This window comes from uncultured Maribacter sp. (assembly GCF_963974015.1).
Classification (GTDB): Bacteria; Bacteroidota; Bacteroidia; order Flavobacteriales; family Flavobacteriaceae; genus Maribacter.
Genome location: NZ_CAXBBZ010000005.1, coordinates 192,508 through 218,115 on the forward strand (window position 1 = coordinate 192,508; position 25,608 = coordinate 218,115).

Consider the following 25,608-nt stretch of genomic DNA (forward strand, 5'->3'; position numbering starts at 1 on the left):
GCAAGTACATGTCAAACTAAAAATTCTACCGGATTTTCAGAAGTAGGCGAGAACCAGCAATTACTTATAGCCATTGTTGTAAGCAGTTTATTACTTATTAATCAATTAAAATAATATTAATCCTATTTTTTGTGCTTCATCATCAGGGGGTTTAAATAAAAACTGGTGCTAAATTTATCTTTATTAGATAATCCCAATAATTGAAATACAAAGATGAGCCGATTATGGCTGCTGTAGTTCCTGTTCTGTACTTTCAATACGTTTGTATTGTGTTTTGATTAAGTCTTGTAAATTTTGGCCTCTATAAGTAAAAATGGCATATGTTAAATGTGCTGCATCAATCTGTAATACATAAGCCTCCCAGTTGTTATTGACATTCACCATTTTTAAATATACATCATACGGAGGGGTTGAGTCTTGATCAAGTGACCAGCTACCTGAATAGATATTACCCCCGTAATTATAATGCATCTTGCCCTGCTCTTCAAATACAAGAATGTGACCTTGATGTGACCAATCACCTAGTATTAAACTTTGCATAGATTTAATTTTTTCACTAGCCGCCTCCCTCTCAGATGCCATTTTTATAGCTTTAGCCTCAGCTTCGACTTGTTTTTCCATTGCTCTTCTAGCAACTACTTCAGGCTGCGATTGTAGATAGTCGTTAACCTTCGTTGCGCCAATTATGCTAATCAAAGAAATAAAAATTACTAACCAGAAAATTCGCCTATTTTTAGAACTAAGGGAACTGTAAAGGGAGGTAAACAGCCAACTGACAAATGTGATCGTTGCAAGGAGCGCGCCAGGAATAAATACTAACCAACCAAGTACCAGCATAAGCCCATTGCCGCCAGGCTTAGTATCACCCTGAGCCATAAGGAGGAGTCCCATCCCCATTATTACGCCGCCAGTAATTAGCCCCCCAGTTAGTCCAATGTTTCTTTTTTTCATAAATTAACCCCTTCTTGTTTTTGTAAAGTAACCAAGTCTGCTTAATTCATTTCTATTTAAGTACTTCCGTTATTCGGTTCATTTCTGTTAAAATAATCTTTAATTTTCAACTATTTCGTTTAAAGATGAAAATGGTTCAAATTATTCTCACCTTCCGTGCTTGGAGCGTTTTTAGCCCTTTTGGTTTTTCAATGTTGGCAAAAATCAAAAAGGCAAAAATGCATGGCTGGATTTTTTTTAAATAGCATACAATGGCTTCGGCTTTGAGTAGTTAAGTGGGTTAACACTTAACTTTGCAAGTACACACCAAACTGAAAATAAGTGAGTATTTTCAGAAGTAGGCGAGAACTAGCAATTACTTATAGGCATTGTTGTGCTTTCGTTATTCATTTAAATTTAATTTATCTCACTATTGATAGAAAGTCGAAGTGCAGAGTTCGCATCCAAAATTTTATTTAAAATATAGTCGGTTTCGACTGCCTTTATGTTAGATTCAAAAAGTATCTGACCAAATTCCTCTCGTTTAACAATCAAATAAAACTGTTCAAGGTTAAGTTTTTCTGGTTTATCAGATTGGCTGTGATTATCAAAAGGAAAATCAGGGTTTAGCGCGAGGTTATTTGCTAAATAAGGTCTAACTATCTCTTTTACTACATTATCATATTGGGTATAAGCGTTTTCCAAAAAAAAGCAAGCAATCTATAATACTCTCTTATTTTCTCTTTTAGTGCTTCATTGAGAATTATAGTTGCAATTTCTGGATGATTTGATTTTGTTATTGAATAGTTACGAAATGAACCCCTAATACTTTGTGGGTTGTCAATTTCATCGGGCTCTACCAAACTTTTCCTGAAAGCGTGAAGCTGTTTTTGGGTTTCAATTATTTTCAACAAGTGCTGCCTATTATTTTGTAGAATAATAGAGTCAGCGGCTAGGTTTTCATATAAATTAATAAGGAGAATGTTTTGTGTAATTTGTAGCTTTCTATTTTCATTCCAATTATTAATCTGTAAGGCCATCAAAATCCCAATTACAACAAGGATAATCTCGCCAATAGCATATTTAAAATACTTTCCAGTTTTTCCTTCTAAAAGTAAATTTTATCATTATTATTTTTTTAACTCTTTAATGATAATAGATTTAACTTTTGAAATATCTTTTTTGCCCTCTTCCAACAATTCTTTATAAAGGAAATTAGTGGTTTGTAAATATTCTAATTGTGCTATAAATTCCCTATCCTTTATGGCTTCTATCGATAATATTTTTGAATGTATTTTACTAAAATACAATCGCCGCTCCCAAGATACTTTTTCTACTCTCTTGTCAAGTATTTCACCATTATATAAAATACGCTTGTAATATCTTTCATAAAGAGTTCTTATCGCTTTTTTAAGATTTTCGTTAGTCAAATTTTCAAAAGTTCCAGTGTTTGTTGCACTACTGTAAGCTCCTACTGTTGGAAAAAATGTAGGGTTTCTTCCTTGAGTTATTGTATACAATGAATCTATATATTGTTTATTTTCTTTATCTATGTGTTCGGTTTTATCTAGTAATAAATTATAGACATTAAGAAGATTGGTCCTAAACTTGTAAATACTATCTATTTGAACTAAATCATCTTCAAGATCATTGGATAGGCTTTGTAAAAAAAAGACTCCTTTGTTAGAGTTTTTTCGATTTTCATTCCAATTGTTAACTTGCAATGCAATCAATATCCCCATAACTACAAGAACAATTTCTCCGATAGCATATTTAAGATACTTTCCACTTTTTCCGCCTGATAGCAAGTCCTGTCTAATTTTTCTAAAAAATTTTATCATTGGTTATTGGTTGGTCATAATGAAGGCTAACGGTCTAGTATAAGAATAGTAACGGATTTACACGCACTAACTATTCGGTTAAACACAGACCTTTTTTATATTTACTTACTTTTATTTTAGCGATTATACCGCTATTATTTTTATACATTATTGGTGGTCTTTTTTTAGACCTTTACTATTTCAACTTTAGCTTCTTGTATTGCGGCACCACGACCCCTATCTGTTAAGAGATCATCAGTGAGTGCATTAGCTGAAGACCCACCTTTTAACATAGAAGGCCAAAATCCCTGAGGCATACATACTACTCCTTGTGTTACCTTTTGACTAATACGTGCCGCTATATATACGCTACCTCGCTGGTTATATACTTTCAATTCATCACCATCACCTATGTTTCTATTGAATGCATCAGTTGGGTTCACCTCTAAAAAGGGCTTCCCTTCCTTTTTAAGAATATGGTCAATATTGGCATGACTACTATTCAGTAAATATTTAGGCGTTTTAATAGTCAATAAATGCAATGGGTATTTTTCTATTTCTGCTTGACTATACCCTTTAGGGATATAAGTTGGAAGACTAGGTTCAATATCCTCATCGTAGAAATGGCATTTTCCTGTTTTGGTCTTGAAATTACCTTTAGCATGTGGCATCCATTTATCAGGAAGGTTTAATCTTTGTCCTCCTGATTTTCTCAGAGACTCAAAAGTGATTCCTTTTAAATATTCATGATCACTTTGCAGTGTTTTCTTAACAATATCAATATCCGATTCATATAGGTACGATTCCGTGAGTCCCATTTCCCTAGCAAGTAACCTAAAAAGTTCCGAGTTGGGTTTTGATTCACCTAGTGGTTCAATTGCTGGCTCGTTAATGTTTATATAGGGTGTGCCCCATGAATCTAGTATGTCCCAATTTTCAAGAACGCTTGTTGCAGGAAAAATATAATCGGCATATCTAGCTGTATCCGTAATAAAGTGCTCTGATACAATGGTCAATAAGTCTTCCCTTTCCAATCCCTTAAGAACCAGATTTTGATTGGGAGTGGTGACTGCCGGATTCGAATTAAATACAAATAACGCATCTATACGGGGATTTAGATCTTTTCTATTTAAAACTTTACCCAATTCTATCATATTGATAGATCGGGTTTCTTTGCTTGCTAACTCCTCAGGTAAGTTTATGCTTTCCCAATTCAGTGATGCTCCGAACAGCTCATAGGTCATGTGCATCAATCCGCCTCCAAAATGCCGCCATGCACCTGTCAATGCCGGCAACATGGCTACAGCTCTAAAGGCACTTGCTCCATTTACCTGATGTTCCATACCAATAAGCACTCGAATCAGGGATGGTGAGCTTTGTGCATATGCTTTTGCTAATGAAATAATCGTTTCCTCATTCAGACCCGTAATTTGAGAAACTGAATCTGGATCATATTTTTGCACATGTTCTTTTAACTCCTCTATTCCAATGGTATACTGGTCAATAAATTCCTGGTCTTGCAGGTTTTCTTTGAGTATTACATGCATTAGCCCCAAAGCAAGAGCTGTATCAGTGCCTGGATACGGTTGAATGTGCCAGTCCGCATTCTCTGAAGTCTCAGAACGAAAGGGGTCCACAGCAACTATTGTTGCCCCATTGTTTTTAGCTTTCTGGATAAAAGGCCAGAGATGTTGGTTCGAACGAATTGGATTGGTACCCCAAAGAATGATATATCGGCTATGGACGCAATCTTCTGGTAATACACCCGTTGTTTGCCCGTTTGTTGCCAAAACCCCGGCTACTGCTGCATCGCCACAAATTGTTCTTTCCAGTTGGCTAGCTCCAATATGGGCAAAAAATCGATTGGGAGCTTTGCTTTGGACTTTGCCTTGATTACCACCAAAACTATATGGAAGAATTGCTTCACCACCTTTTTCCTCAATAGTAGATTGGAGTTTAGAGGCAACTTCGCTTATTGCTTGATCCCAACTAATTTTTTCAAATTCTCCTTTTCCTTTAAGCCCAGTTCTTTTTAAAGGTGTAAGAATTCGATCAGGGTGGTAGGTTACATCGTTAGGGAAATCTACCATTTTATTACACAATTTTCCCGCCGTGTAAGTATTTTGGCTTGCTTCAAAGGCAACTACCTTATTTTTAGCGGTTGTTACTTTCCAACTGCACCTGTCGGGACAATCGTGATAGCATGCACCGTGCGTAGTCTTGGTAGTTATATTTTCGCTGCAGGATGAGACCAAAAAAGGTAAAGAAGTTAGACTAATACCCACTGCAGATTTGCCTGTAATTTCTAAAAATTCCCTTCGATCAATACTTTTATTTTTCTTTGATCTCATATCTTTTGTTAAATGATTGCCAACGTTCCGTGTATGGTGTAGTAGCATCCCGAAGGGTGCTATGATTTCATATACATTGTTGTGCTTTCGTTATTTTATATACTAAAATTAAACGTTATCAATTTATCTTCAATTGATTATTTATAACTTCAAGCAATAGCTCAGCTTGATTTTTTGCATTTCCAATAATCCCTTTATCATTTTTAGCAATTATAACTCGCAAATTAATTGCATTTACTAATTCAAATTCCTTTGTTGGGTCATTAAAATTATTATCAAAGGTTGATTTCAAATTGTCCATTAAATTAATCCCGCTGTTCTTAATCCTAAAATTTTCTTGATGTATAATAACCATCGATTTGATAATTGGAAATACTTGAGGATAAATAACTTCATTTCTATTTCCAACCATCGAGTTTTGAAAATGTTTAGAGTCTTGGTAGTATTTAATTATTTGATATCGAATCGATTTTTCTTTTATTAAGTTGAACTGCCCAGTACTATTTAGTTCATTAAAACTGGTTGAGATATCTGGATAATCTTGGGTAAACATCATAGTGGTTAACTTTCTATTTATACTATCAATTTCTGAAAATTTACTCGTTGCACTAAAGTCTCTCAAGATAGACTCTCCTTCACTAATAATGTAGTCGTTAAATTGAACTATAGAATTAAAAATTGTAATTTGATTTTCTAAATCATTTTTAAGTCCTAAAAAATAGTCTTCTTGCTTACCTGTGTTAATTCTATTTTGATTCCAATTATTAATACTTAGTGCAATAAGAATTCCAATTACGACCAATATGATTTCTCCGAATGCATATTTCAGATACTTTCCAGTTTTACCTTCTGAAAGTAAATTTTGTCTGATTTTTTTATAGAATTTAATCATTGTTTATTTCTTCCAATTGAGAAACGAGATTATTAAGTTGTTTTTGGATAGACTCCAAATCATTCAATTTACCCGTTTCGTTTCCAATCAAATAACGCAAATCTTCTTTTAAGCTTTCGTCCTTTCTTAAATTGGCAACGATTGACTTTGTTGAATTATAATCAATATCAATCTCACAGTTTTTGGGTAAATAGGTTTGATATGCATTTCTGTGTTTTATATAAAGATCCCCACATGTTAATCTAATTTCTGATTGAATGTCATTAGGCATTTTCCTTCTTAGATTATCTCTGTATGTATTTTTTAAGTTAAACACGCCCACATTAGTCCAATCTATCTCATAGTACCTGATTAAAGCAGTTTTTAAACTATCATTTTGAATTAGGTTGATTTGACCAGAAGCGATCAACTCTTTATAAGTTGATGATGCAGAGTAAGGATCCTGCAATTGGCTTGCCTGATACATGTCTATTATATTATCAAGTGGATTTGGATTTGCATCTGAGGAATCTTCAAAAACTTTTATGGCATTTTTGGCATGACTGAGAACTTGATTTGAATAATTTATAACGGCTTGAAGAATTACTTTTTCCTCTCGCACATCTTCTAAGAGACGTTCATTGTATTGAGATTCCAATTGATTATTAAGACGGTTTTGGTTCCAATTATTAATTTGAAGGGCGATTAAAATTCCAATTACGACAAGGACAATTTCACCAATTGCATATTTTAAATACTTTCCAGTTTTGCCTTCTGAAAGTAATTTTTGACGAATTTTTCTAAAGAATTTTATCATTGGTTATTGGTTGGTCATAATGAAGCACAACGGTCTCGGCTAAGAGTAGTTGTGTGGTTTAGCGGTTAACTTTACAAGTACACACCAAGTTGGAAATTCCGCAGGAATTTTCAAAGTATGCGAGAACATGCAATTACTTATAGGCATTGTTGTGCTTTTGTTATTTTTTATTTTCTAATTCTGACTCAATTTGTGTTAGAATTTTTTCTACCAAACTTAAAATATTCTTCTGATATACTAATCTGTTATGAGCCATATCGGATTTCGCCACTAAAACACCTAAAAATGAATTATTATTGAGATGTTCAGCTATGGAACTATTTCTTTTTTCCTTACTTATAGGCTTTTCTATACCTACTCGTACCCTATATCTTTCAGGCTCTAGAAAAGCTGAATATGGGCTAGATTTTTCTACCAATATTGATGTTAGCTCTAAACCAAAATCTTCATCTTCAAATCCGTATTTGATTTCTGCGGAATATTCTGCAAGTAAACTTTTTAAGGTTTGATTTTTTATTATGTAAGTTTTTCCAGAACCAATCAGTCCATCGTAAGTACCATTAGCCGGCTCTATTCTCCAATAAGATAATGCGCCTCGATATATATATTCTCCAATGGAATCAGTATCCTTTTGTCCATTCATCATAATTTGTAGTTTATAGCAATAATCCACAACTTCATTTTGAGATTCGATTGTCTCTTTAGCTCTTCTCTCTGTTTCTAAAAAATCTGTTTTCATCGCTTTTAATACTACGATTTCTTCAAAACTTGCTTTCCGGTCTTCATTCCAATTGTTAATCTGAAGAGCAATTAAAATCCCAATTACAACCAAAATTATTTCTCCGAGAGCATATTTAAAATACTTTCCTGTTTTTCCTTCCAACAGAAAATTTTGTCTAATTTTTCTAAAGAATTTTATCATTGGTTAAGTTGGTTATAATGAAGCACAACGGTTTGTGTAAGCAACTGACTTATTAAAAATGGAACAAACCAGAGGAAAATCCGTAGGATTTTCCGAGTAGGCTAGAACCAAGCAATTATTTTTACACGGTGTTGGCAGCAGTTTTTATTTATCCGATTTAAATTCAAATTGTCGGTTATATTCCTTTTGATCAAAATAGCCTTTTGATTCTTGGATTAGCCCATCTTTATTCAAAGTCCATTCTTCAAATCCGCTAATTTTAACCTTATTTCCAGTTCCATTCAGTCCATTATTTGTTCCAGTCAGTGTCCAATAGAATCGTGTTTTGTCCAATTTAGTAGTTAGACTATCCATTGAAACAACCATATTCGGAAAAGCGTCCATAAATCCTTTTACGACATTTGTTATTTCTTCAGTTCCTTTTGCTGGTGAGCCATCATTTATCTGTAGAACGCCATTTTCAGAGAAAAAGGATGATACAAAATTTGGTCTTTGACTACACCACACTTGTGCATAACTCTTGGCAAAAACCTCCAAATCAAATTTTTTCAACTCTTCTGGTAATGGTGTATTTGTGAAAGAGATGTTAATGAATTGCCATTTACCATCTTCCTTGATTAGGGTAAAATTATCGATATTATTTGTCCGAGGAACACCATATGAATGTAGGATAGCATCAGCCCATACAAAAGCGATTTGCCCTTTATTAATAAGAATTTTGTATTCATATACGGGTTCGTAAAAGGGCTTCCGTTCTCGATTTTTTTGTGATTCAAAATATTCGCCAATTGTGATGACGGAATTTTTCGAGGCTCCATCTCTAATTATTGCACTTGCCAGGTTTGCCTTGTCTGAAATTATAGAATCCAACCCCTGAAAGTCAGAATTACCTACAAGCATCAATAATTTTTCTACAATGGCTTTTATTTCTTGTTCTTCTGGATTCAGTATTTTTTCTTCTTGTGCTTCAGTAACCTTTTCTGTCAATTTAGTTCTGTCTTGATTTGACTCACAACTGATAAATAAGCTGGAAAATACTACTAGAGATAATATTACATTTCTCAATGTTATTTTCATAATTGAGTTTTTTAATTGCTGCCAAAGGATCGGCTATGCCATCGCCGCACCATATAAATATACGAGATAAGAATTGATTGAGCTAGTGTGGTGGAGTAGAGGTGCTGTTATGCGGTCGGCTTTCTTTTCCGTTTAGGTATATTGTCATATTTAATGCTGTCAAGGTAAAAGCCAAAATCTCCACCAGCTCCAATGTTTACTGTAATTCTCTTCAAATGTCAAAAGTTCTTCAGAAGTAGGTAGTTTGTTTTCTTTTACAAATGTGTCAAATTCTGGCTTAGTTTTAAATTCATTTATTTCTTTGGTTTTCAAGTCATAAATAAAATATGGGTTTTGAAAGTCATAAAAAGAACTTTCAAGGTTTCCGATTAACATATTGTCAACAACAATAAATTTTGTCATTTCAATATCTATGTTATCTGTTGTTGTAATTCCTTTAATATAACCATACTCCGTCCAATTGGCATTGTCAACGACTATTCCGTGACCAATTGGTATTTTAGGACCGTCACCAAGTCCGTGGTCACCATAATTAGTGAACATATAAAAGAAAAGTCCAACCGAAATAGCAAGTCCGCTTAAAAACCAAAGACGTAATTTCTTCCGTGAAACTCTGTAGAACCAACTGTTAGGCTTGTAGCGACCAATTATTTTAAAAGTCAAAAGTGTCAAGGTCGCATAAATAGAACTTAAAATTGAAATTTTAATTAATTCGAATATGAAGTGAAATAATACTTCCATTTCTGCCTGTCGTTTGTTTACGGTCGTCCTATGCTGCCGCATAACGGTCTCGGCTATGACTAGTTGCGTGGTTTAGCACATAACTTTGCAAGTACACATCAAACTGAAAATCTGAGAGGATTTTCAGAAGTAGACAAGAACAAGCAATTACTAATAGTTATTGTTGTGCTTTCGTTATTTTTTTAATTCTTGCTCAATTAATTCTACAATTTCTAAATTATTTATTCTAATGACCTTTAGTTCTTCCATATATTGGTATGAGTAGTAAATCATTTGTTGGGTACTATTTTCAAATAGTGGATCCTTATATAATCCAACGAAATTAGATGGGTGCTTGCTTCCGTTCCTATTGGGTGATTTTTCACCTAATTCTCTTGCTTGGACATAGCTATTTATCAAATGAACATAAGGGTCTGTACCGTAACTTCTAAGAAGTTCAACTTCTTCATAAGAATCAATAACCAAGTCCTCCCAACTAAATAATAATTTTGTTAAGCGCTCACCGTTAATTAAATGAATATCTCCTGACGATATAGCAGAACGCAAGGCCCCATTAATTGGACTAAAACTATATCCATATCCACCATGTCCCAAGTTTTCTTTAAACACTGTATTGTCTGTGACATAATTTATAGAATCGATAAGATCTCTTGATTCCCTGAACTTCCAAAAGCTTTTTTCTTGGTGGTAATATACAGTGTCTAACCTTGTAAGATTCTCTTCAAAATCCGTCTTTAAGGCTAATAATACTTTCTGTTTTTGTTTGGTGTTTACTATATCATTTCTCCATTCATTTAATTGAATGGCTATTAAAATTCCAATAACAACGAGGATAATTTCACCAACGGCATATTTTAAATACTTCCCAGTTTTGTTTTTCTCCATAAGGTCGTAGCGAATTTTTCTAAAAAATTTTATCATTATTTAACGGTTTCAGATAATGAAGCACAACCATTATTGTGCTTTCATTATTTATCAATATTCTGGTCTATTAATTCAATAATGTGTTCTAAGGTTGTCATCAATTCTTTTTCTTCTTCTAAACCATCCCTTCGAACACTATAAAAAAGATGATGAACCGCCCACCTGAAATCTGGATGAGAATAAAGTAACTTTATATTATACCCTGTAATTATATTGTCCTTAATTAAATATGCGTGATTATAAGATGATCTCATTAATTCATCTCTTTGAGATTCTATTTTCAATGCGTCTTCTAAAGCATCTATTGTCAATTCCTTTATGGAAGCTAATAAATATTTAAGCTCTTTATTGGAAAATTGATTTATCTGTCCAGAGGAAATAATAGAATTTAGTATCCCATATTGCGGATCATAAGTATAGTTCATATTCATTTTCACGACCAATGCATCAAATATACTATCAGACATTTTGTTAAACGCTTCACTATCATAAAGAAGGGCTTTCATTTCTTTTCCTGCTTGGAACGATTTTTCGTTTCCTTCAAATGCAATAGCTAATGCTTTATAATTCTCCTCCACCTCTTGTTTTAAGTCTTTGAAAATAGATTGTTGCTCTAACTTAAGTTTTCTGTCTCCATTCCAATTATTAATGGATACTGCTATTAGAATTCCAATGATGACAAGAATAATTTCACCAACAGCATACTTGAGATACTTTCCAGTTTTATTTTTTTCCATTAGGTCGTAGCGTATTTTTCTAAAGAATTTTATCATCGGTTAGTGGTTTGTGATAATTAACCACAACGGTCTCGGCTAAGAGTAGTTACGTGGTTTAGCAATTAACTTTGCAAGTACGCACCAAGTTGGACATTCCGCAGGAACTTCCAAAGTAGGCAAGAACAAGCAATTATTTATAACCAGTGTTGTCGTTTCGTTCTTTGTCCGTTTATATGAACGATTAATAATCTGAATATTCGGTAGGATAAAGGAAGGTTATATCAAATTTAGAAACATTGTTTTGGTATTTAGGAATATCTTTCATTTCATCCCATTCAGGAGAAGCACCAAAATCTTCCCAATGTTTATCCCTACTTACTTGATCAGAGAAAGTTGTCATATACATTAAATTTGGCATTATAGAACCCGAAATGACCTCTCCATAAAAAACTGCATTAAACTCGAGACGCTCAAAGAGTTTTATTTCTCCAGCATCATTAAACATTTCGACTTTATTTTTCAAGTATACTTCGGTTGGTGATCCATAACTCCTTAATTCATAGATTCGTCCTGCTCTTGGACTATTCAATTTAGACGGTCTCATTGTAGGAAAGCCTTTAAAAGCAAGCATTATTGTTGACTCAATTCGCCCATAGGGTTCTTGGTCATAAGATGCATTTAAATAATCGCTTCCGGCTATTAAATATTGCTCATCGCCATTAAGTTGATCTTCAAGGCCAATTAATTGTTCAATCGAACTAAAAGGAGTTAGTACGTAAGTTTTTAGAATAGTATCAGTATCAGTTGGTCTTAATTTGAATACACCAATATTATTTATGCCCAACCTTTTTACCCCGGGCAAATAAGCTTCTTTAAGGTACTTATCAGATAAAATTACCTGGTCCTCTGAATCAAAGGTGTAGACTTTAAGTTGATAATATTCTCTATCAGTCTCTGGCGATTTATTTTCTGTGCCCTTTTTAGAATTCGAATCTTCACAGTTTGTAAGAACTAAAATAAAGAGCACTAGTATAAGAAGTTTGATTATTTTCATTTTTTTGTGTTTTAATAATGACCGAAAACTGTTTGTATAAGAATAGTGCGGTTTTGTGTCCGAGGATTTTCCGCAGAAAAATCAGAGCGACCAAATGCGCACTAACTTTGGGTTTTGCACCAAACTAAGCATTATTTTTATACCTTGTTAGCTGCTGGGTTTGCGTTTTTTATTTAGTGTCGTTCATTATATCCAATTCCATAAACAACAAATAGTCCTTAAATTCCGGTGGAATTTCCATTTCTGGATATGCTTCTATGTCACGAAATCCAAAACTTCTATACAAAGAATGAGCTGCTTCCATAAACTTTGGGCTGTCAAGTCGAACCTTTTTGTAACCAGTTTTTTTCGATTCTATTAAAAGTCCTTCAAGTATAGCACGTCCCGCACCAATACGTCTGAAAGTTGGGTCAACAAACATTCGTTTTATTTCTCCAATTTCGGAATTGATGCACTTCAGACTTCCAAGTCCACATATTTTACCTTGATAAGTAGCTATGATTAGTTGTCCGTATGGTGGCTGAAATTTACTTATTTGCTGAATGTCCTGTATAACCGCTTCTTGTGGATTATGAGGATGGACGCCATATAGTTCTTGCATTTTGTCGTTACCCCAAACCAAATAGTCGAACCATAATTTTTTAATACTCTCAATGTCCTCAGGAATTGCAACTGTTCTTGTTATTACTTTTTCGCTTTTGTCCATTTATTAAATACGTTTTAGTTGTTTATTGTCCGTGGTAGCCTTGCAGCTAACGACCCGGCTACAAGTAGTTACGTTGTTAAGCAGCTAATATAGCAAATACAACCCCGATAAAAATTCGCTAGGATTTTCGTAAGTAGACGAGAACTAGCCATTAATTATACTCGTTGTTGTGCTTTCGTTATTTTTCCAAATCAATAATTAATCTTTCTGCCTTTTTTCTTGTACTTATTACTAAGCCATTAAGCCAAATTCTTTCATTTTGACTATAAGACAAAAGGTTGTAAACTTTTTTTTGTTTTAATAATTTTATTACCTCATTATTAAAAATCGTATCATTCTTAATAGGGTGTTTTGGAAGTACATTAATCATGAAATTCCCAATTTCTTTTGTGGTAAAATCTAAATCCCTAATCCAACTTTTTAGTCTATAGTAATCGTATTCATAGTAGTCCGTTAATTTATCAATTTTAGAGTCATCTAATAATTCTATTTGATTTGTTGAAATAATAGATTTGTACTTTGAGCTATTTGGATAGAAGGCATATCTTTCATCAATATTTTCTATAAATTCGAGTGAATTATCTATTTGAGCAGTTCTTAAAAAATCACCAATAAAGTCAATAGATTTTTGATTCCTAATTTCAGCTTTCTTAAAAGCTATTATATCCTTTTTTAAATCCAATATAAGATTCGATAAAATAGTATCTCTTTTATCTGTATTCTTTCGCTCGTCATTCCAATTGTTTATTGATAGTGCAATCAAAATTCCAATGACAACCAGTACAATCTCGCCAATAGCATACTTAAAATACTTTCCAGTTTTATTTTTTCCCATCAGGTCATATCGTATTTTTCTAAAGAATTTTATCATTGGATAGCGGTTTCTGATAATGAAGCACAAAGGTTTAGTGTATGATTTCGTTACGTGTCTTAGAAACTAAATTTACAAATACAAACCAAATAGAAAACCCGCGAGGATTTTTGTAAGTAGGCTTTTACTAGCAATGAATTATACACTATGTTGGCAATAGTTATTATAAATAGCTAAGCCATTTTTTCTCCTTATGATTTAGCTTGTATGTACTAAACTTTTTACACAGAGGGTAAAGCATAAGTACTACACCTATCCATATTATGTAAACATAAACCAAATTTAATCCATACCCTTTGAGTTCAGATGATTCGGTAACCCATCCTGTTATAATCATTTTTTGCCATCCAAAATTGGTGAACCATGCCAATAGCAAAGCCAAAGTATGAATGATATATAAATGAAGTATATAGTAGAAAAATGGAACCTTTCCATATACACTAATAAATTTTGCGATTTTTCCTTTGGTATTTTCAGTATATGCCAAAAAAAGAAGTATTGGTCCTAATGTCATGAGTAAATATGTCAAAGATGGAGGATACTTTGCCGGATTTAAAAACGAAAAGATTGTTTTTAATACAGTATCATAGCTTTTCCAATAATTAAGGTTTCCATACTCGTTAATTAGACGAATAGCTAAAAATGCAACAACAGAAATTAAACCAATCAGCTTGAACATTTTTTGTCGTTTCAATGGTTCATTATTTGAATTATAGAATGAACCGAAATAATAACCCAGTGACATTACTCCAACCCACGGAATGATTGGATAACCGACAAGTAAAATTTTACCATTCTCTAAAGTAATGAAGCCGAATTCATGAATAATTGACCATAATATTCCTTTTTCAACAGGGAAATAATCAAGTATGTTGTGTCCAAATATCATTAATACACTAAAAATTAGCACGTATTTTAATTTTAGGTGGATGAGTCCAGCAAGAAATATCATACTAATTCCTAAAGACCAGATTACAAGTAGGCTTATTGTACTAAAATGAATATCGAAATACCAAGAAAAATTAACTACAATTAATTCGATAAAGACTAACCAAATACCTCTCTTTAGTAGAAACACAGATAATTCTGATTTTGATTTTTTTCTTCCTACCAGAAATGCCGATATGCCGGCTAAAAAACTAAATGCAGGAGCACAATAATGCGTTATCCAGCGTGTAAAATAGAGGATAATATTTGTGTTGTCTGGATCAGTTGGGTCAAAGAAAAAAGCATCATAATGAAAATAATCTCGCACATGGTCTAGCGCCATAATAATCATAATTAGACCTTTCAATAAGTCAAGTGATTCAATTCTGTTTGATTTATTTTGACTCATATTGTCTTTATAATTCTGACTAATGTAAAATAAATCACTGTTTATCAATTATTTAAAATTAGTCAATTTGTTTAATTTTTTCTCCTCAATATACTTATTTTACGTTAGCCGAGGGACTAAAGAATCTAGTAGTCTGTGAGGGATTATTTCCAACGTGCTCGTGTATGACTTTCCTTTTAATCATTGCACTAGCAATGAATTATACACGTCTTAAGTTTGATTTTTATCAGTCACTTTTTTTTAATTTATCTATCTCTTTGTTCACAATATCAATACCTTCCTTTATTGCATTTTCTAAAATTGGCATTTGAAGCTGAGTATATGTTAAAATGATTTGTGCAACATGAATTCTATCAATAAGTTCAGGTTGCTTTAAAAATGTTTCATTGTTAATTGGTATGCTTGCAATTTCATAGCTTTTATCGGGCATTTGTATTAGAACACGTTTCCATAATGAATTATCAAGTTGTAACTTATAATCTTCATTAGAATATCTTGCTCCCATCATATCATAATACGATAAAACACCTGGTAAATCCACTTCGTAAATTTTAATTATTTTTCTTCGCAATGAATCATTGGAAATCTTATCAAGGCCAACTGATTTTATACCCTCATACCCCCCTTTGTTGTAAACGAATAAATTGCCCCACCTCATTTTTCTATATGATTCAAGCAAAACAGTATCAGGATAAGTTTTATTTGAAGCTATCATAGCTAGTAACTCTTCAATTCCCTGCCTTTTTCTTTCTACTCTAGCTTTAAACTCCTCATAATAATTAAAATCTTGCTCTAAAGAGCTTTTAATTTCTTTTAGCATTGTAACCTCAAAGCTTCTGTTTAATCGAGTTTGGTTCCAGTTGTTTATTTGCAATGCAACCAAAATCCCTATGACAACAAGCACAATTTCCCCAATGGCGTATTTCAGGTACTTTCCAGTTTTGCCTTCGGATAGTAAGTTTTGTCTAATTTTTCTAAAGAATTTTATCATTGGTTAGTGGTTGGTTTTAATGATGCACAACGTGTTATATACCTTAATATACCGCCCTTATCCCGAAAAAATTCCGGGATAGCTTTAACAAATAGTTTATATAATAATCAAGGGGGAGAATCCTAAAGATACTAAAAATCATAAACGCAACAACAAAAAAGCCCGCTTTCACGGGCTTCCCTAGGTAAAGGAATCAAACAACCGTATTACAACACATTGACCAGTTGTATTATTCTTTAAAATAACCGCTTATTTTCAAAAAGGATTCGGGATCTGGCATGATTAAAATCATCTCTAAAGCTTTTTGCTCATTGGTTGCTTTTTTATAATACGCTTCGCATATTTTGTATCCCATCACATAGCCCATAAGCTTGGGAGCACTTGGGTCGTCTATTGATTCCCATAGCCAGAATTTGGTGTCCTGAGCGGCTAAATCGCGTATAAACCGTAATTTTAGTTCGGATTCGTTATTTGTTAAATACCCCAAACTTTTTGTTTGTGTTATCTGATTTAGAACCAACGAGGTTACAAATTCGGCGCCGCCTTCACGCAAACAAAGGGCTAGCATATTATTTTTCTGAGTATAAAGCGATCCATACTTTTCAATCCCCATAGATAGTGCCTGCTGAAAGTGCGCCAATTCGTGGACTATTAATTTTTTAAGCTTTTCTCCATTGTCCACAACGCGTGTCACAGTAACTAATTGGCCCACCTTTGAGGCCTGAGCAATGCCCCGATTTGCGCCTACAAGTAAATAGGTTGGCGGATACATAGCATTAGGCAATATTTGACCAAAATTTTGCATTACCTCGTTAAATTCAGTCCCAAAAACGGCCTTGTTCGCTAAAAACCCTTCAATTTTTGCATATCTGTCCGGGTTCTTAGCAATAGCATTTTTAAGCATATCAGGGGTTAAAGCATGTTTAATTATATATTCCTTTAAGCCCGCCGTGCCAGGATCAAAATAATATTTATTTAGTACGGCTAGAGTATCTGTTGTGGTTTTTAATTGCTCAAAAGCCTCCACAAAATTTTCCACATCAGTATAGACTAATTGAGCATTTTCTGGGTTGGTAGGATAGCTAGGTTGAGCATAAGTAATGGAAGTTGCTACCTTAAATAGCACAGTAAAAATCGTTAAAGAGATACGAGCGTTTTTCATTGTTATAAAATTTATGTGTTGATTTCTTTCGGTTACATGTTAGTAATTCGACTTTTAGAATATAGACAAACAAGTGCGGTACCGTGTTACACATTTTTATGGCATTGTGGTGAAATCTTTCTATTTGTGGTGAAAAAGTAAACTAAACGAAGTTCTTTATCGCATGGAGATTTTTAAGGATAGTGTCTCGATACGATTTTGACACGGGAATGGTAGAATCGAACGGGCTTAATGTTAGGGTGATTACGTTATTTCCTCCCATTACCGAAATTACATGGAATAAATTGACAATATAAGATCTATGACATCTCGCAATAATTGTATCGTCAATTGACTCTGACAAATTACTTAGTGAAGAACGGATAATAATTTTTTTTAACTGTTCCTTTTCAAGAAAGTACAATTCGACATAATTGTCTTGTGATTTGCCGTAAATAAAATTGGTTAAAGAAAGTGTAATTTGATCTTTACTACCTTGCCCTTTAAAATGGATAAGCTGGTTTTGGTCTAGAGACCTTTCTTTGGTAGTTAAAATATGCTCAATATGATTTTGTAAAAATTGGAATCTAAAAAAGAAAAAGGTGCCAACAATTGGAAAAAGTAAAACAACGGATACTTGACTTAAAAATTCTATATAGCTGCTCAATTTAAAATCGTGCCAGTTTCCTAAAATGTTATAGGTAAAAAATAAAACTGTGCCTAAAAAAACTAAGGTCCAAATACTCCAAAGTATTATTTTTTTAAAAGATGCCTTTTTAAAAAAAAATGGCCGCAACACTATATCATTAAATAATGAGAACACCAACAATGGAAGAAAAAAGAAAAAAATCATTAAAAGAAAATCAATTGTGTATTGATGATTCGGATTGTAATTACTTACTCCAAATGGTAGAAAAAACACGATAAAAAGGTAGAAAAAAATTGAAGTAGAAAAGCTTAATTCAATTTTATATTTTTTAGTATCATAGAATGAAATACTATTCTTTATCATATTACTTTGTACTTTATTTCAATTATTAATGATTAACGTAATCAAAATTCCAATAACCATATGAACTATTTCTCTAATAGCATACTTAAAATATTTTCCATTAAGTCGTAGCGTATTATTTAAAGAACTTTATCATTGATTAGCGATTGGATATAATGAAGCACAACGGTTGGTGTATGATTAGGTGCGGTGGCCAGCACCTAATTTAGTAAACAAACTTTGATACGAGAAAATTCCGAAGGAATTTTCCAAATAAGCACTTGCCAAAGCAATTAATTATACACGGTGTTGTGCTTTCGTTATTTTTTATAACTTAAGATTATTTTTTTTCTTCTTCAAGTAATCCAATAACTTCTGTCATTCCATTGCTTATTCTATTCATATAATTAATCCTTACAACTTTCATCTGTAAAGAATTATTTAACGTGGCAAACGTAGAAGGACGTGCAAGGATTTCCAAAAATTCTTTTTCAGTTAATCTAAATCTTTCAGGTATCATTTCATTAGGCGTAGATAAAATTTCGCTTAATCCTATTTCTTTTCTTAGTTCCCAGTCAGAACCATTATAATACATATCATTACTAATTTTACGGTGAATGGTTCCACCAATGTCGGCAGACATTATCTCAGCGTAAAGTATTAGTACTTTCTTATTATTAATCATACTAAGCCTGCCTGACGATTTTGAATCTTCATAAATTGGTAAATTGAGATCATAAGGAATACCATATGTTATAAAATCTCCAAGTTTTTTCAGTGAATCTATTTGAATTGTCAATTCTCTAGATCCAATGTGTTTTAAATACAATTGACCGTCTGCAATTAGAGAATCACCAAGGGCAATAGCATTATTTATTATAACCCTCGATGATTGTAATTCTACAATTAAGTCTTCAATTAACTGCTGTTTAATTATCTCATTTTTCCTTGATTCATTCCAATTATTTAAACTCAGCGCAATCAAAATTCCAATAACGACCAAAACAATTTCTCCAATAGCATACTTTAAATACTTTCCAGCGTTATTTTTTTCCATAAGGTCGTAGCGTATTTTTCTAAAGAATTTTATCATTGGTTAGCGGTTTCTGGTAATGAAGCACAACGTCTGAGCTAAGCGTAGTGCGGAGGCAAGGAAACTTTTCGTTTCCGTCTGAGCACGAAGCTAAAGCTTATTGTTTAGTTTTATTTTTTCTTGTCCAAAGCTAAATCCATAAGATTTAGCGACTTTATAAATTTACACAGACCTTAGCTTTAAACCCTAAAGTCCGCATTACGTTTAGGTTTTTGTTGTAAAAAGTTTTATAAACCATATTCAATTCCTAGATTAAAAACAAAAGATTTAATATCATCATCTCGTTTTAATAATCCAGAATATGACCTTAAGTTTAGGGATAAACTTTCTGATAATTTTTGACCAAACCCAAGGATTACTCCAAAATCAAAAGAATCTCCTTCTCTAATCACAAAACTATCATCTTCTCCAGCTAATAATTGCTGTGACGTATTCAAACTTCGGTCAACAATAATTCCAAATTGCGGACCACTTTCAAGATAAAAGTTTTTGGAAAAAAAGACTTTTATTGCCAATGGTATAGATACAGTCAATTCATTAACCTGATAAGTGAATTCATATGTATTTCGATTAGGTAATGGATTACCGTTGTAATCGAAGTTAGGAATACTTAAACTTCCTATATTGACCTTACTACCTTGTAGTGCAAATAAAACCTCTGGTTGAAATTCCAATTTTTCTTCCAAAGAGATATTAAAAAATCCCCCTGCATAAAATCCAATTTTATATTTATAATCTATAGAATTTTTATTTGGAGTATATTTTCCATAATTAATTCCCGCCTTTAATCCGAAATTTGAACTTTTATCTTGTCCATAGAAGTTTGATAAATTAAATAGTAGAAAAATTAGAATTAAAAGTTTTTGCATTTTATTAGTTAGTTAAATTTTTTACAACGTGTTTGTATAAGATTAGTTACCTTGTTTAAGCGCCTAATTTAGCAAGTACAAACCGTATAGAAAATCCGCTAGGCTTTTCGTAAGTAGGCTTTCACTAGCAATTAATTTTATACGGTGTTGGGCAATCGTTTTTCTTAATACCATTATCTTTTTTACTTGAATTTAATTAAAATGGACAAAATGTAACTAGAACAGATTGTATAATGAAGAGCAAAATGAAGGGTAACACTAAATATCCCATAATATCTCGAGCTTGTATTTTAATACCTGCCGCCATAATAGGGAATACCAGTAACAAGTAAAAAGGTTGAAGCATATTGCTTAAACTTTCTCCATATGCTACAGATAAAGAGGCTCTTGCAATCATTTCTGTTACTACTTCCGTCGGTAACCCTGTGCCTATTTCTTTTACAGCATTGATTATACTTGGACCTACAACTGCAAATTCACCTCCAGCCGATGGTATTGCAAAATTGACAAACGCTCCGGTTAAGTAGGCAAAAAATGGGTAAGAGTGTATACTAGCTTGTGATGCTAATATTTGCCCAAGTTTTTCACCTAATCCGGTAAACAACATTATTCCCATTATACCAGCGTAAAAAGGATATTGAAATAAAATTCCAGAAATATTACTACTTGCTTTTTTCATTGAAATAACATAACGCATCGGTGTTTTGTGTAGTAATAAACCAAAAATTAAAAATATAAAAATCATTATGTTGAAATTCAAATCAATCCCTTTTGTAATAAAATGGCGTATGATATAAACAAGCCCCATTATTACAATAATCATCTGAAGGATAAAACTATTGTTTAGCTTATCAGAATATGATTTAAATGGAAGTTTTTGACTTAATGCTTCTTCTTCAATTGTTTGTCTTTTTGAATTTTCATCTACGATCATTAAATCTGTAATCTCTTTATTTTTCGGTGTTTTGGGACTTAGTATAAGTAGAATTAAAGGAGCAGCAATAAGTGAGGTGATAATCATTGAGATATTTAGGATTGAACCGAGAGTATAAGAGGTAGGGATAACTTCGGTCAATACACCAGAATTAATTAAAAAATTATTTTCTGTATTTAATAGCAAAGGAATTGTACTTGATAATCCCGAAACCCAGCTAGACATAGAAAGGTAAACACAACCAATCAAAAAAGGATAGTTAACGCCTTTCACACGTAATGCCAATTCTCTTGCTAAAACACATGTGATAACTATCCATCCAAAACTTACTAGAGTTAATAATAAACCTAAGAAAACAACTAAAAAATATACCTGTCTTGGGGAATTAATATGTCGAGCAAGGGAATCTATTCCTCTTTTTATTATAGGAGACAAGGCAATGCTGAAACCGGTAATAATAATTAAAACAATTTGCATCGCAAACCCTAATAAATCAAAAAAACCATCATACCAAGAAGTTATGATTTTCATGGGTGTCACGTCCAACCAAAGATAAGTTCCAATAGCGGTTATGAAAGTTAAGAGTATTGCAAAAACAAATGCATTAGGCATATATTTTAAAAATAGGTACGTTATTTTTTCTCCAAGTTTTTCAATCATATTTCACTTTTAAATGTTGCACAACGTCTTGATAAAATTCGTTTTAATGGATTTTATCTATTGTTGTACGCTGATTTAATTGTCTGCAACTGTAATTACTTTAATACTTTCCAGTGCCTCTAAATATTCGCTTACTATTGCTATCGGTATCGGACCAAATTGTGCGGATAAAATATTTCGAATATCAGAAATACTATGTTTGCTATTTACAAGATTTAGGGTTTCATACCCGTATTCTGCACCATTACCCCTCAGCGCATTAAAATTTAGCAATTTTGGCTGGGGCTTATTCGCAGGATAATGATCTCTAAAGTAGTCATAACCAAATGAAAGCATGCCACCCTTTAAACCTTCTTCACGACTGTAAACAATCAGATTCTTTTCGTCCAAACTCACCAATGGTTTTCCAGGGCCAATTGTGGACTGGAGGCTTTCTAAATAAGCTTTATAGTCTTTTGTTTGTTCAGATACATCAGCGAAAGGTTTGATGGAATTGAAAGCTTGTACTTCCTGTTGCCAAAAATAATACTTAGCATTTTCCCGTTCCTCAGCATTGAATGCATAACTAAAGTTTAACATCGCATAAGCACGTTGCAACACGCGTTGTTTCATCAGATTGGAAAGGGGGGCTAAATCTTTTGTAGTGAAATTAGCCAAGTAATAGGCTGATGCGGCACCAATGAACCCAGAGCGCTTTAAGACAGTTGGATCAATATTAGATGGGGAGTCGTAATTGGTATGAATATATCTGTCAGGATATTGATGCAAATAAATGGATGGAATCATGAAAGACCCTTCTGTAAACACCTCAAAGTCACTGCCCATTCTAAAATTTCCAATGATGGCTTGCAATGGCTCTTTTCCACCTTCTTTTGAAACAACGGGGAATTTTGTAGCAGTACCACTTGCATAAGCAATGCTTGATTGATTCAAAAATTCTCCAAAAGATTCTCCTACGTCATTGATAAAACTCGGTAAACTCATGGGGCCTCTGGAAACCTGATAAACGCCCTTAGTTTCAAGCCCTCCACCTACCATATCCATGTGGATGTTGAATTTGGTTTTTTCCGCATATTCGGGTTTATAATTAAGTAAGATCTTGGTTCCCTCAATTTCAGGAGACCAAAGAAAGCGAATGGTGCGTTTAGGTCTGTCAAGCTTGCCTTCATCTATCAATTTTTTCAATGTTCGCGCTACTTCCAAAATGGCTACACATCCACTTGCATTATCATTCGCACCGGGTCGTGGATGATCAAGATGGCAGGTAAATAAAATTTCCTCTTTGCTCAAGTCGGGATCACTACCCTTGATTACTGCGGTTAGTAACTCCCAGTCTGTGGGTTTTGTTTCGGATATTACCTTGGCATTCAATCTAACGGTCTCCCCATTGCTCAATTTGGATTTAAAGGCTCTCGCCTGCTTTAATGAGACCATAAAAGCAAAAGATTGGATGTCGGCAAAATAATCAAAATGCCCCCACCTGATGAGGTTTTCGTCTTCTCCATGCCATGCCGAAGGTTGATTCTGCGCATAACTTATGATGCCGGCAGCTTTGTATTTTGTAATGGCCAATGAAGCCACACTGCCCGGTTGAGAAGAGGTAAGTACCAATTTTCCTTTAATGTCCTTATTCGCATAATCACCTTCACTTGTTCCTTTGCCAATATCAACCAGATTGGCAGATACTTCGCCAGTTTTACTGTCCTGAGCCAAGACCATAGGAATAGACTCATAGTCGGCGATTTTAGAATGTCTTATCCAATGATTATTCTGCTCTTTGAGTTCCCATAACTCTGCAAACTCGACATTCCAAGCAGGCCGTGTTTTATGGGTCCCGTATAGCGTTTTACCATCTGCCAGAATTTTTATTACCTCAATTGATTCTAAATTGTAATCTTTCAGTTTGGTGGTTAGAAAAGCAATGGCCTTGACGTAATCATCGGAACCTCTCATTCGGTGAAGTCGGGAGATGTATTCAAGGTTGCGTTTGGCCGATTCACCAGATAACTCTTGATTCAGATGCGAAACAAGAACTTCTTGATGTAAAGGCACTTGTTGAGCCACAATATTGGTGTACAAATGGAGAAGTACAATTATGAAAATACTTTTTAAATTAATAGTCATATGATTTTTATAAAAGGCATAAATTATTTGAAAATTGCTTACAACGTTTTTGTGTATGATTAGTGGCGTGTTTAAGTACCTAATTTAGCAAATAAGAACCGAATAGAAAATCCGCAAGGATTATCGTAAGTAAGCTATAACTAGCCATTAATTATACACGTTGTTGCCCAACGTTTTTTATTTTGCAAATCTTATTAAATTATCTCTATCGAGCCATAAATAAGGTTCTGAAATATTTTTAATTTCTTCTCCTTTAGTGTTTATGATAAATGAAATTCCATCTTTTTTTACAATTGCTTTATTTTCTTTAAAAGGTAGTGCGCTATCGTATAATATTGGAATTATTATTTCATTTTTATTGTTTATGTAACCATATTTATCGCCCTTTCTTACTGCAGCTAAACCATTATTGAAATCTCCCATAAAGTTATATTTATAATTAGGTTCAATTATCATTTCATTCTCTTTATTAATATAGCCTGCTTTTCCATTTAGTAATACTAAAGCAAGACTTTCATTAAAAAAACGAATTTTGCTGTATTCAAATGGTATTACAATTTCCTCTTTGGTATTTATCATTCCATATTTGTTAGATTTTTTGGCTAAAAACAAGCCATCTTTTAAATCACTTATATCTTCGTATTCAATTGGAATTACGATTTTTCCTTGTTCATCAATTATGCCTGTTTTTCCATTATTTCTTACTCTCATATATCCATTTTGATAATATCCTGAAATTTCATCGTAAATAGGATTTAGAATGATTTTTCCATTTGTGTTAATCAAGCCTTCTTTAAGCTGGATATGACCAGTTTTATTCAAAAACTCAACAAAAGTTCTACTGCCATTTTCAGTTATCATTGATTTATTCTTTTCAGCCTTTATGGAATCTATCATAAAGATTGCTTTATTGTCAATCATTGGTCTATAGCTAAAAGTTAAACTATCACTAAAAACTTTTGTCCCATTTTCATCAATGTAATTCCATTTACCATTTTCTTTTACAGAAGCATAGCCTTGATAAAAGGGAAATGCGTCTTCATATTTTAAATCAATAATTATTTTGCCACTCGTATCAATAAAACCATACTTTTTTTCCTTAATGGCAATACCTAAATTTCCTTTATACCAATATGTTGCATTGTATTCAGGAAATAAAATTTCTTTACCATTTTCAAGTAATATCCCTGGAATTGAATCTTTTATGATATTAGATTTACCATTATAAAAATCTGAAGCATAAGTGTATTTTGGTCCAATAATTTCTTTTCCTTTTGAATTTAGGAAACCATATTTCAGAGAGTCTTTTTTAGAAAACATTGATCTTTCAACCAAGTCAGTGTAATAGTCATTTGAACTTCCGTCAAGGTTTGTCATTGTTCTTAAAAACTCCATTTTAAAAATGTCGTTTCCGACTTTTTTTTGACCAAAAACACTAGTTGATATTATTAAAATGAGTAAGAATATTTTTTTCATAAGAGATTTTTTCAAATGTTGGGCAACGGGAGTCTGCGCATGAACTCAATTTCGGTCTCTGAGAATCCCGTATTTGATTTTTTTCTCGAACACCTATCCGAATGCGCTTATATCTAAAATAGGTTTTTGCGCAGTCTGACGTTTTAGCTATGAACAGTACGGGAGCAAACTGGCATTTGCTTTCCGTCACGCA

General features: G+C 33.1%; 24 protein-coding genes. All 24 read right to left on the reverse strand.

The genetic code is table 11. The annotated features are described in order from the left end of the window. Positions 1-222 precede the first annotated feature (222 nt). The 24 genes from AACZ41_RS10400 to AACZ41_RS10515 all read right to left on the reverse strand — a co-directional run bounded on the left by AACZ41_RS10400 (position 223) and on the right by AACZ41_RS10515 (position 25,415). Entirely contained in the window at positions 223-951 is a 729-nt protein-coding gene (locus AACZ41_RS10400; RefSeq protein ID WP_339628379.1) for a hypothetical protein, read from the reverse strand. A 396-nt stretch (positions 952-1,347) separates the two neighbouring features. Further along, positions 1,348-1,635, reverse strand: a complete 288-nt coding sequence (locus AACZ41_RS10405; RefSeq protein ID WP_339628380.1) for a hypothetical protein — start codon at positions 1,633-1,635, stop codon at positions 1,348-1,350. Further along, positions 1,602-2,006 carry a DUF6090 family protein gene (locus AACZ41_RS10410; RefSeq protein ID WP_339628407.1) on the reverse strand — a complete coding sequence of 135 codons (405 nt, stop codon included), beginning with the start codon at positions 2,004-2,006 and terminating at the stop codon, positions 1,602-1,604. The genes AACZ41_RS10405 and AACZ41_RS10410 overlap by 34 nt, the downstream gene beginning before the upstream one ends. Positions 2,007-2,060: 54 nt before the next feature. Next, the gene (locus AACZ41_RS10415) at positions 2,061-2,771 is read right to left on the reverse strand and encodes a DUF6090 family protein (protein ID WP_339628381.1); all 711 of its coding nucleotides are present in this window, start codon (positions 2,769-2,771) and stop codon (positions 2,061-2,063) included. 164 nt (positions 2,772-2,935) lie between these two features. Beyond that, positions 2,936-5,101, reverse strand: a complete 2,166-nt coding sequence (locus AACZ41_RS10420; protein WP_339628382.1) for a molybdopterin-dependent oxidoreductase — start codon at positions 5,099-5,101, stop codon at positions 2,936-2,938. A gap of 118 nt (positions 5,102-5,219) precedes the next feature. Then, positions 5,220-5,993: a DUF6090 family protein gene (locus AACZ41_RS10425; protein WP_339628383.1), complete on the reverse strand. Its 774-nt coding sequence runs from the start codon at positions 5,991-5,993 to the stop codon at positions 5,220-5,222. Further along, the gene (locus AACZ41_RS10430; protein ID WP_339628384.1) at positions 5,986-6,789 is read right to left on the reverse strand and encodes a DUF6090 family protein; all 804 of its coding nucleotides are present in this window, start codon (positions 6,787-6,789) and stop codon (positions 5,986-5,988) included. The genes AACZ41_RS10425 and AACZ41_RS10430 overlap by 8 nt, the downstream gene beginning before the upstream one ends. Positions 6,790-6,949: 160 nt before the next feature. Further along, on the reverse strand, positions 6,950-7,711 hold the full coding sequence (locus AACZ41_RS10435) for a DUF6090 family protein (RefSeq protein WP_339628385.1): 762 nt from the start codon (positions 7,709-7,711) through the stop codon (positions 6,950-6,952). Between the two features lie 144 nt (positions 7,712-7,855). Further along, the gene (locus AACZ41_RS10440; RefSeq protein ID WP_339628386.1) at positions 7,856-8,788 is read right to left on the reverse strand and encodes an ester cyclase; all 933 of its coding nucleotides are present in this window, start codon (positions 8,786-8,788) and stop codon (positions 7,856-7,858) included. A gap of 159 nt (positions 8,789-8,947) precedes the next feature. Further along, complete coding sequence (locus tag AACZ41_RS10445) at positions 8,948-9,571, reverse strand: hypothetical protein (RefSeq protein WP_339628387.1); 624 nt, start codon at positions 9,569-9,571, stop codon at positions 8,948-8,950. A 132-nt stretch (positions 9,572-9,703) separates the two neighbouring features. Continuing rightward, positions 9,704-10,450 (reverse strand): DUF6090 family protein, encoded by a 747-nt coding sequence (locus AACZ41_RS10450; RefSeq protein ID WP_339628388.1) that lies wholly within the window; start codon positions 10,448-10,450, stop codon positions 9,704-9,706. Between the two features lie 47 nt (positions 10,451-10,497). Continuing rightward, entirely contained in the window at positions 10,498-11,226 is a 729-nt protein-coding gene (locus AACZ41_RS10455) for a DUF6090 family protein (RefSeq protein WP_339628389.1), read from the reverse strand. A gap of 184 nt (positions 11,227-11,410) precedes the next feature. Continuing rightward, positions 11,411-12,223, reverse strand: a complete 813-nt coding sequence (locus AACZ41_RS10460) for an NIPSNAP family protein (RefSeq protein WP_339628390.1) — start codon at positions 12,221-12,223, stop codon at positions 11,411-11,413. Positions 12,224-12,392: 169 nt separating this feature from the next. Continuing rightward, a complete protein-coding gene (locus AACZ41_RS10465) occupies positions 12,393-12,929 on the reverse strand; it encodes a GNAT family N-acetyltransferase (RefSeq protein WP_339628391.1) in 537 nt (178 codons plus the stop codon). 178 nt (positions 12,930-13,107) lie between these two features. After that, positions 13,108-13,800, reverse strand: a complete 693-nt coding sequence (locus AACZ41_RS10470) for a DUF6090 family protein (RefSeq protein ID WP_339628392.1) — start codon at positions 13,798-13,800, stop codon at positions 13,108-13,110. 163 nt (positions 13,801-13,963) lie between these two features. After that, positions 13,964-15,136 (reverse strand): heparan-alpha-glucosaminide N-acetyltransferase domain-containing protein, encoded by a 1,173-nt coding sequence (locus AACZ41_RS10475; RefSeq protein ID WP_339628393.1) that lies wholly within the window; start codon positions 15,134-15,136, stop codon positions 13,964-13,966. 226 nt (positions 15,137-15,362) lie between these two features. Then, entirely contained in the window at positions 15,363-16,127 is a 765-nt protein-coding gene (locus AACZ41_RS10480; protein WP_339628394.1) for a DUF6090 family protein, read from the reverse strand. Positions 16,128-16,356: 229 nt separating this feature from the next. Further along, the gene (locus AACZ41_RS10485) at positions 16,357-17,289 is read right to left on the reverse strand and encodes a hypothetical protein (RefSeq protein ID WP_339628395.1); all 933 of its coding nucleotides are present in this window, start codon (positions 17,287-17,289) and stop codon (positions 16,357-16,359) included. A 142-nt stretch (positions 17,290-17,431) separates the two neighbouring features. Next, positions 17,432-18,280 (reverse strand): LytTR family DNA-binding domain-containing protein, encoded by an 849-nt coding sequence (locus AACZ41_RS10490; protein ID WP_339628396.1) that lies wholly within the window; start codon positions 18,278-18,280, stop codon positions 17,432-17,434. A 319-nt stretch (positions 18,281-18,599) separates the two neighbouring features. Then, positions 18,600-19,316 carry a DUF6090 family protein gene (locus tag AACZ41_RS10495; protein ID WP_339628397.1) on the reverse strand — a complete coding sequence of 239 codons (717 nt, stop codon included), beginning with the start codon at positions 19,314-19,316 and terminating at the stop codon, positions 18,600-18,602. 263 nt (positions 19,317-19,579) lie between these two features. Further along, positions 19,580-20,221 (reverse strand): porin family protein, encoded by a 642-nt coding sequence (locus tag AACZ41_RS10500; RefSeq protein ID WP_339628398.1) that lies wholly within the window; start codon positions 20,219-20,221, stop codon positions 19,580-19,582. Between the two features lie 196 nt (positions 20,222-20,417). Next, positions 20,418-21,815: a TIGR00366 family protein gene (locus tag AACZ41_RS10505; RefSeq protein ID WP_339628399.1), complete on the reverse strand. Its 1,398-nt coding sequence runs from the start codon at positions 21,813-21,815 to the stop codon at positions 20,418-20,420. A 75-nt stretch (positions 21,816-21,890) separates the two neighbouring features. After that, positions 21,891-23,768 (reverse strand): DUF4910 domain-containing protein, encoded by a 1,878-nt coding sequence (locus tag AACZ41_RS10510; RefSeq protein WP_339628400.1) that lies wholly within the window; start codon positions 23,766-23,768, stop codon positions 21,891-21,893. Positions 23,769-24,116: 348 nt separating this feature from the next. Further along, entirely contained in the window at positions 24,117-25,415 is a 1,299-nt protein-coding gene (locus tag AACZ41_RS10515; protein ID WP_339628401.1) for a WG repeat-containing protein, read from the reverse strand. Positions 25,416-25,608: the final 193 nt, after the last annotated feature.

Coding starts and splice junctions, on each gene's coding strand:
- AACZ41_RS10400 (WP_339628379.1), bottom strand. CDS start 951: ATGAAAAAAAGAAACATTGGACTAACTGGGGGGCTAATTACTGGCGGC.
- AACZ41_RS10415 (WP_339628381.1), bottom strand. CDS start 2,771: ATGATAAAATTTTTTAGAAAAATTAGACAGGACTTGCTATCAGGCGGA.
- AACZ41_RS10420 (WP_339628382.1), bottom strand. CDS start 5,101: ATGAGATCAAAGAAAAATAAAAGTATTGATCGAAGGGAATTTTTAGAA.
- AACZ41_RS10425 (WP_339628383.1), bottom strand. CDS start 5,993: ATGATTAAATTCTATAAAAAAATCAGACAAAATTTACTTTCAGAAGGT.
- AACZ41_RS10430 (WP_339628384.1), bottom strand. CDS start 6,789: ATGATAAAATTCTTTAGAAAAATTCGTCAAAAATTACTTTCAGAAGGC.
- AACZ41_RS10435 (WP_339628385.1), bottom strand. CDS start 7,711: ATGATAAAATTCTTTAGAAAAATTAGACAAAATTTTCTGTTGGAAGGA.
- AACZ41_RS10440 (WP_339628386.1), bottom strand. CDS start 8,788: ATGAAAATAACATTGAGAAATGTAATATTATCTCTAGTAGTATTTTCC.
- AACZ41_RS10445 (WP_339628387.1), bottom strand. CDS start 9,571: ATGCGGCAGCATAGGACGACCGTAAACAAACGACAGGCAGAAATGGAA.
- AACZ41_RS10450 (WP_339628388.1), bottom strand. CDS start 10,450: ATGATAAAATTTTTTAGAAAAATTCGCTACGACCTTATGGAGAAAAAC.
- AACZ41_RS10455 (WP_339628389.1), bottom strand. CDS start 11,226: ATGATAAAATTCTTTAGAAAAATACGCTACGACCTAATGGAAAAAAAT.
- AACZ41_RS10460 (WP_339628390.1), bottom strand. CDS start 12,223: ATGAAAATAATCAAACTTCTTATACTAGTGCTCTTTATTTTAGTTCTT.
- AACZ41_RS10465 (WP_339628391.1), bottom strand. CDS start 12,929: ATGGACAAAAGCGAAAAAGTAATAACAAGAACAGTTGCAATTCCTGAG.
- AACZ41_RS10470 (WP_339628392.1), bottom strand. CDS start 13,800: ATGATAAAATTCTTTAGAAAAATACGATATGACCTGATGGGAAAAAAT.
- AACZ41_RS10475 (WP_339628393.1), bottom strand. CDS start 15,136: ATGAGTCAAAATAAATCAAACAGAATTGAATCACTTGACTTATTGAAA.
- AACZ41_RS10480 (WP_339628394.1), bottom strand. CDS start 16,127: ATGATAAAATTCTTTAGAAAAATTAGACAAAACTTACTATCCGAAGGC.
- AACZ41_RS10485 (WP_339628395.1), bottom strand. CDS start 17,289: ATGAAAAACGCTCGTATCTCTTTAACGATTTTTACTGTGCTATTTAAG.
- AACZ41_RS10490 (WP_339628396.1), bottom strand. CDS start 18,280: ATGATAAAGAATAGTATTTCATTCTATGATACTAAAAAATATAAAATT.
- AACZ41_RS10495 (WP_339628397.1), bottom strand. CDS start 19,316: ATGGAAAAAAATAACGCTGGAAAGTATTTAAAGTATGCTATTGGAGAA.
- AACZ41_RS10500 (WP_339628398.1), bottom strand. CDS start 20,221: ATGCAAAAACTTTTAATTCTAATTTTTCTACTATTTAATTTATCAAAC.
- AACZ41_RS10505 (WP_339628399.1), bottom strand. CDS start 21,815: ATGATTGAAAAACTTGGAGAAAAAATAACGTACCTATTTTTAAAATAT.
- AACZ41_RS10510 (WP_339628400.1), bottom strand. CDS start 23,768: ATGAGAGGTTCCGATGATTACGTCAAGGCCATTGCTTTTCTAACCACC.
- AACZ41_RS10515 (WP_339628401.1), bottom strand. CDS start 25,415: ATGAAAAAAATATTCTTACTCATTTTAATAATATCAACTAGTGTTTTT.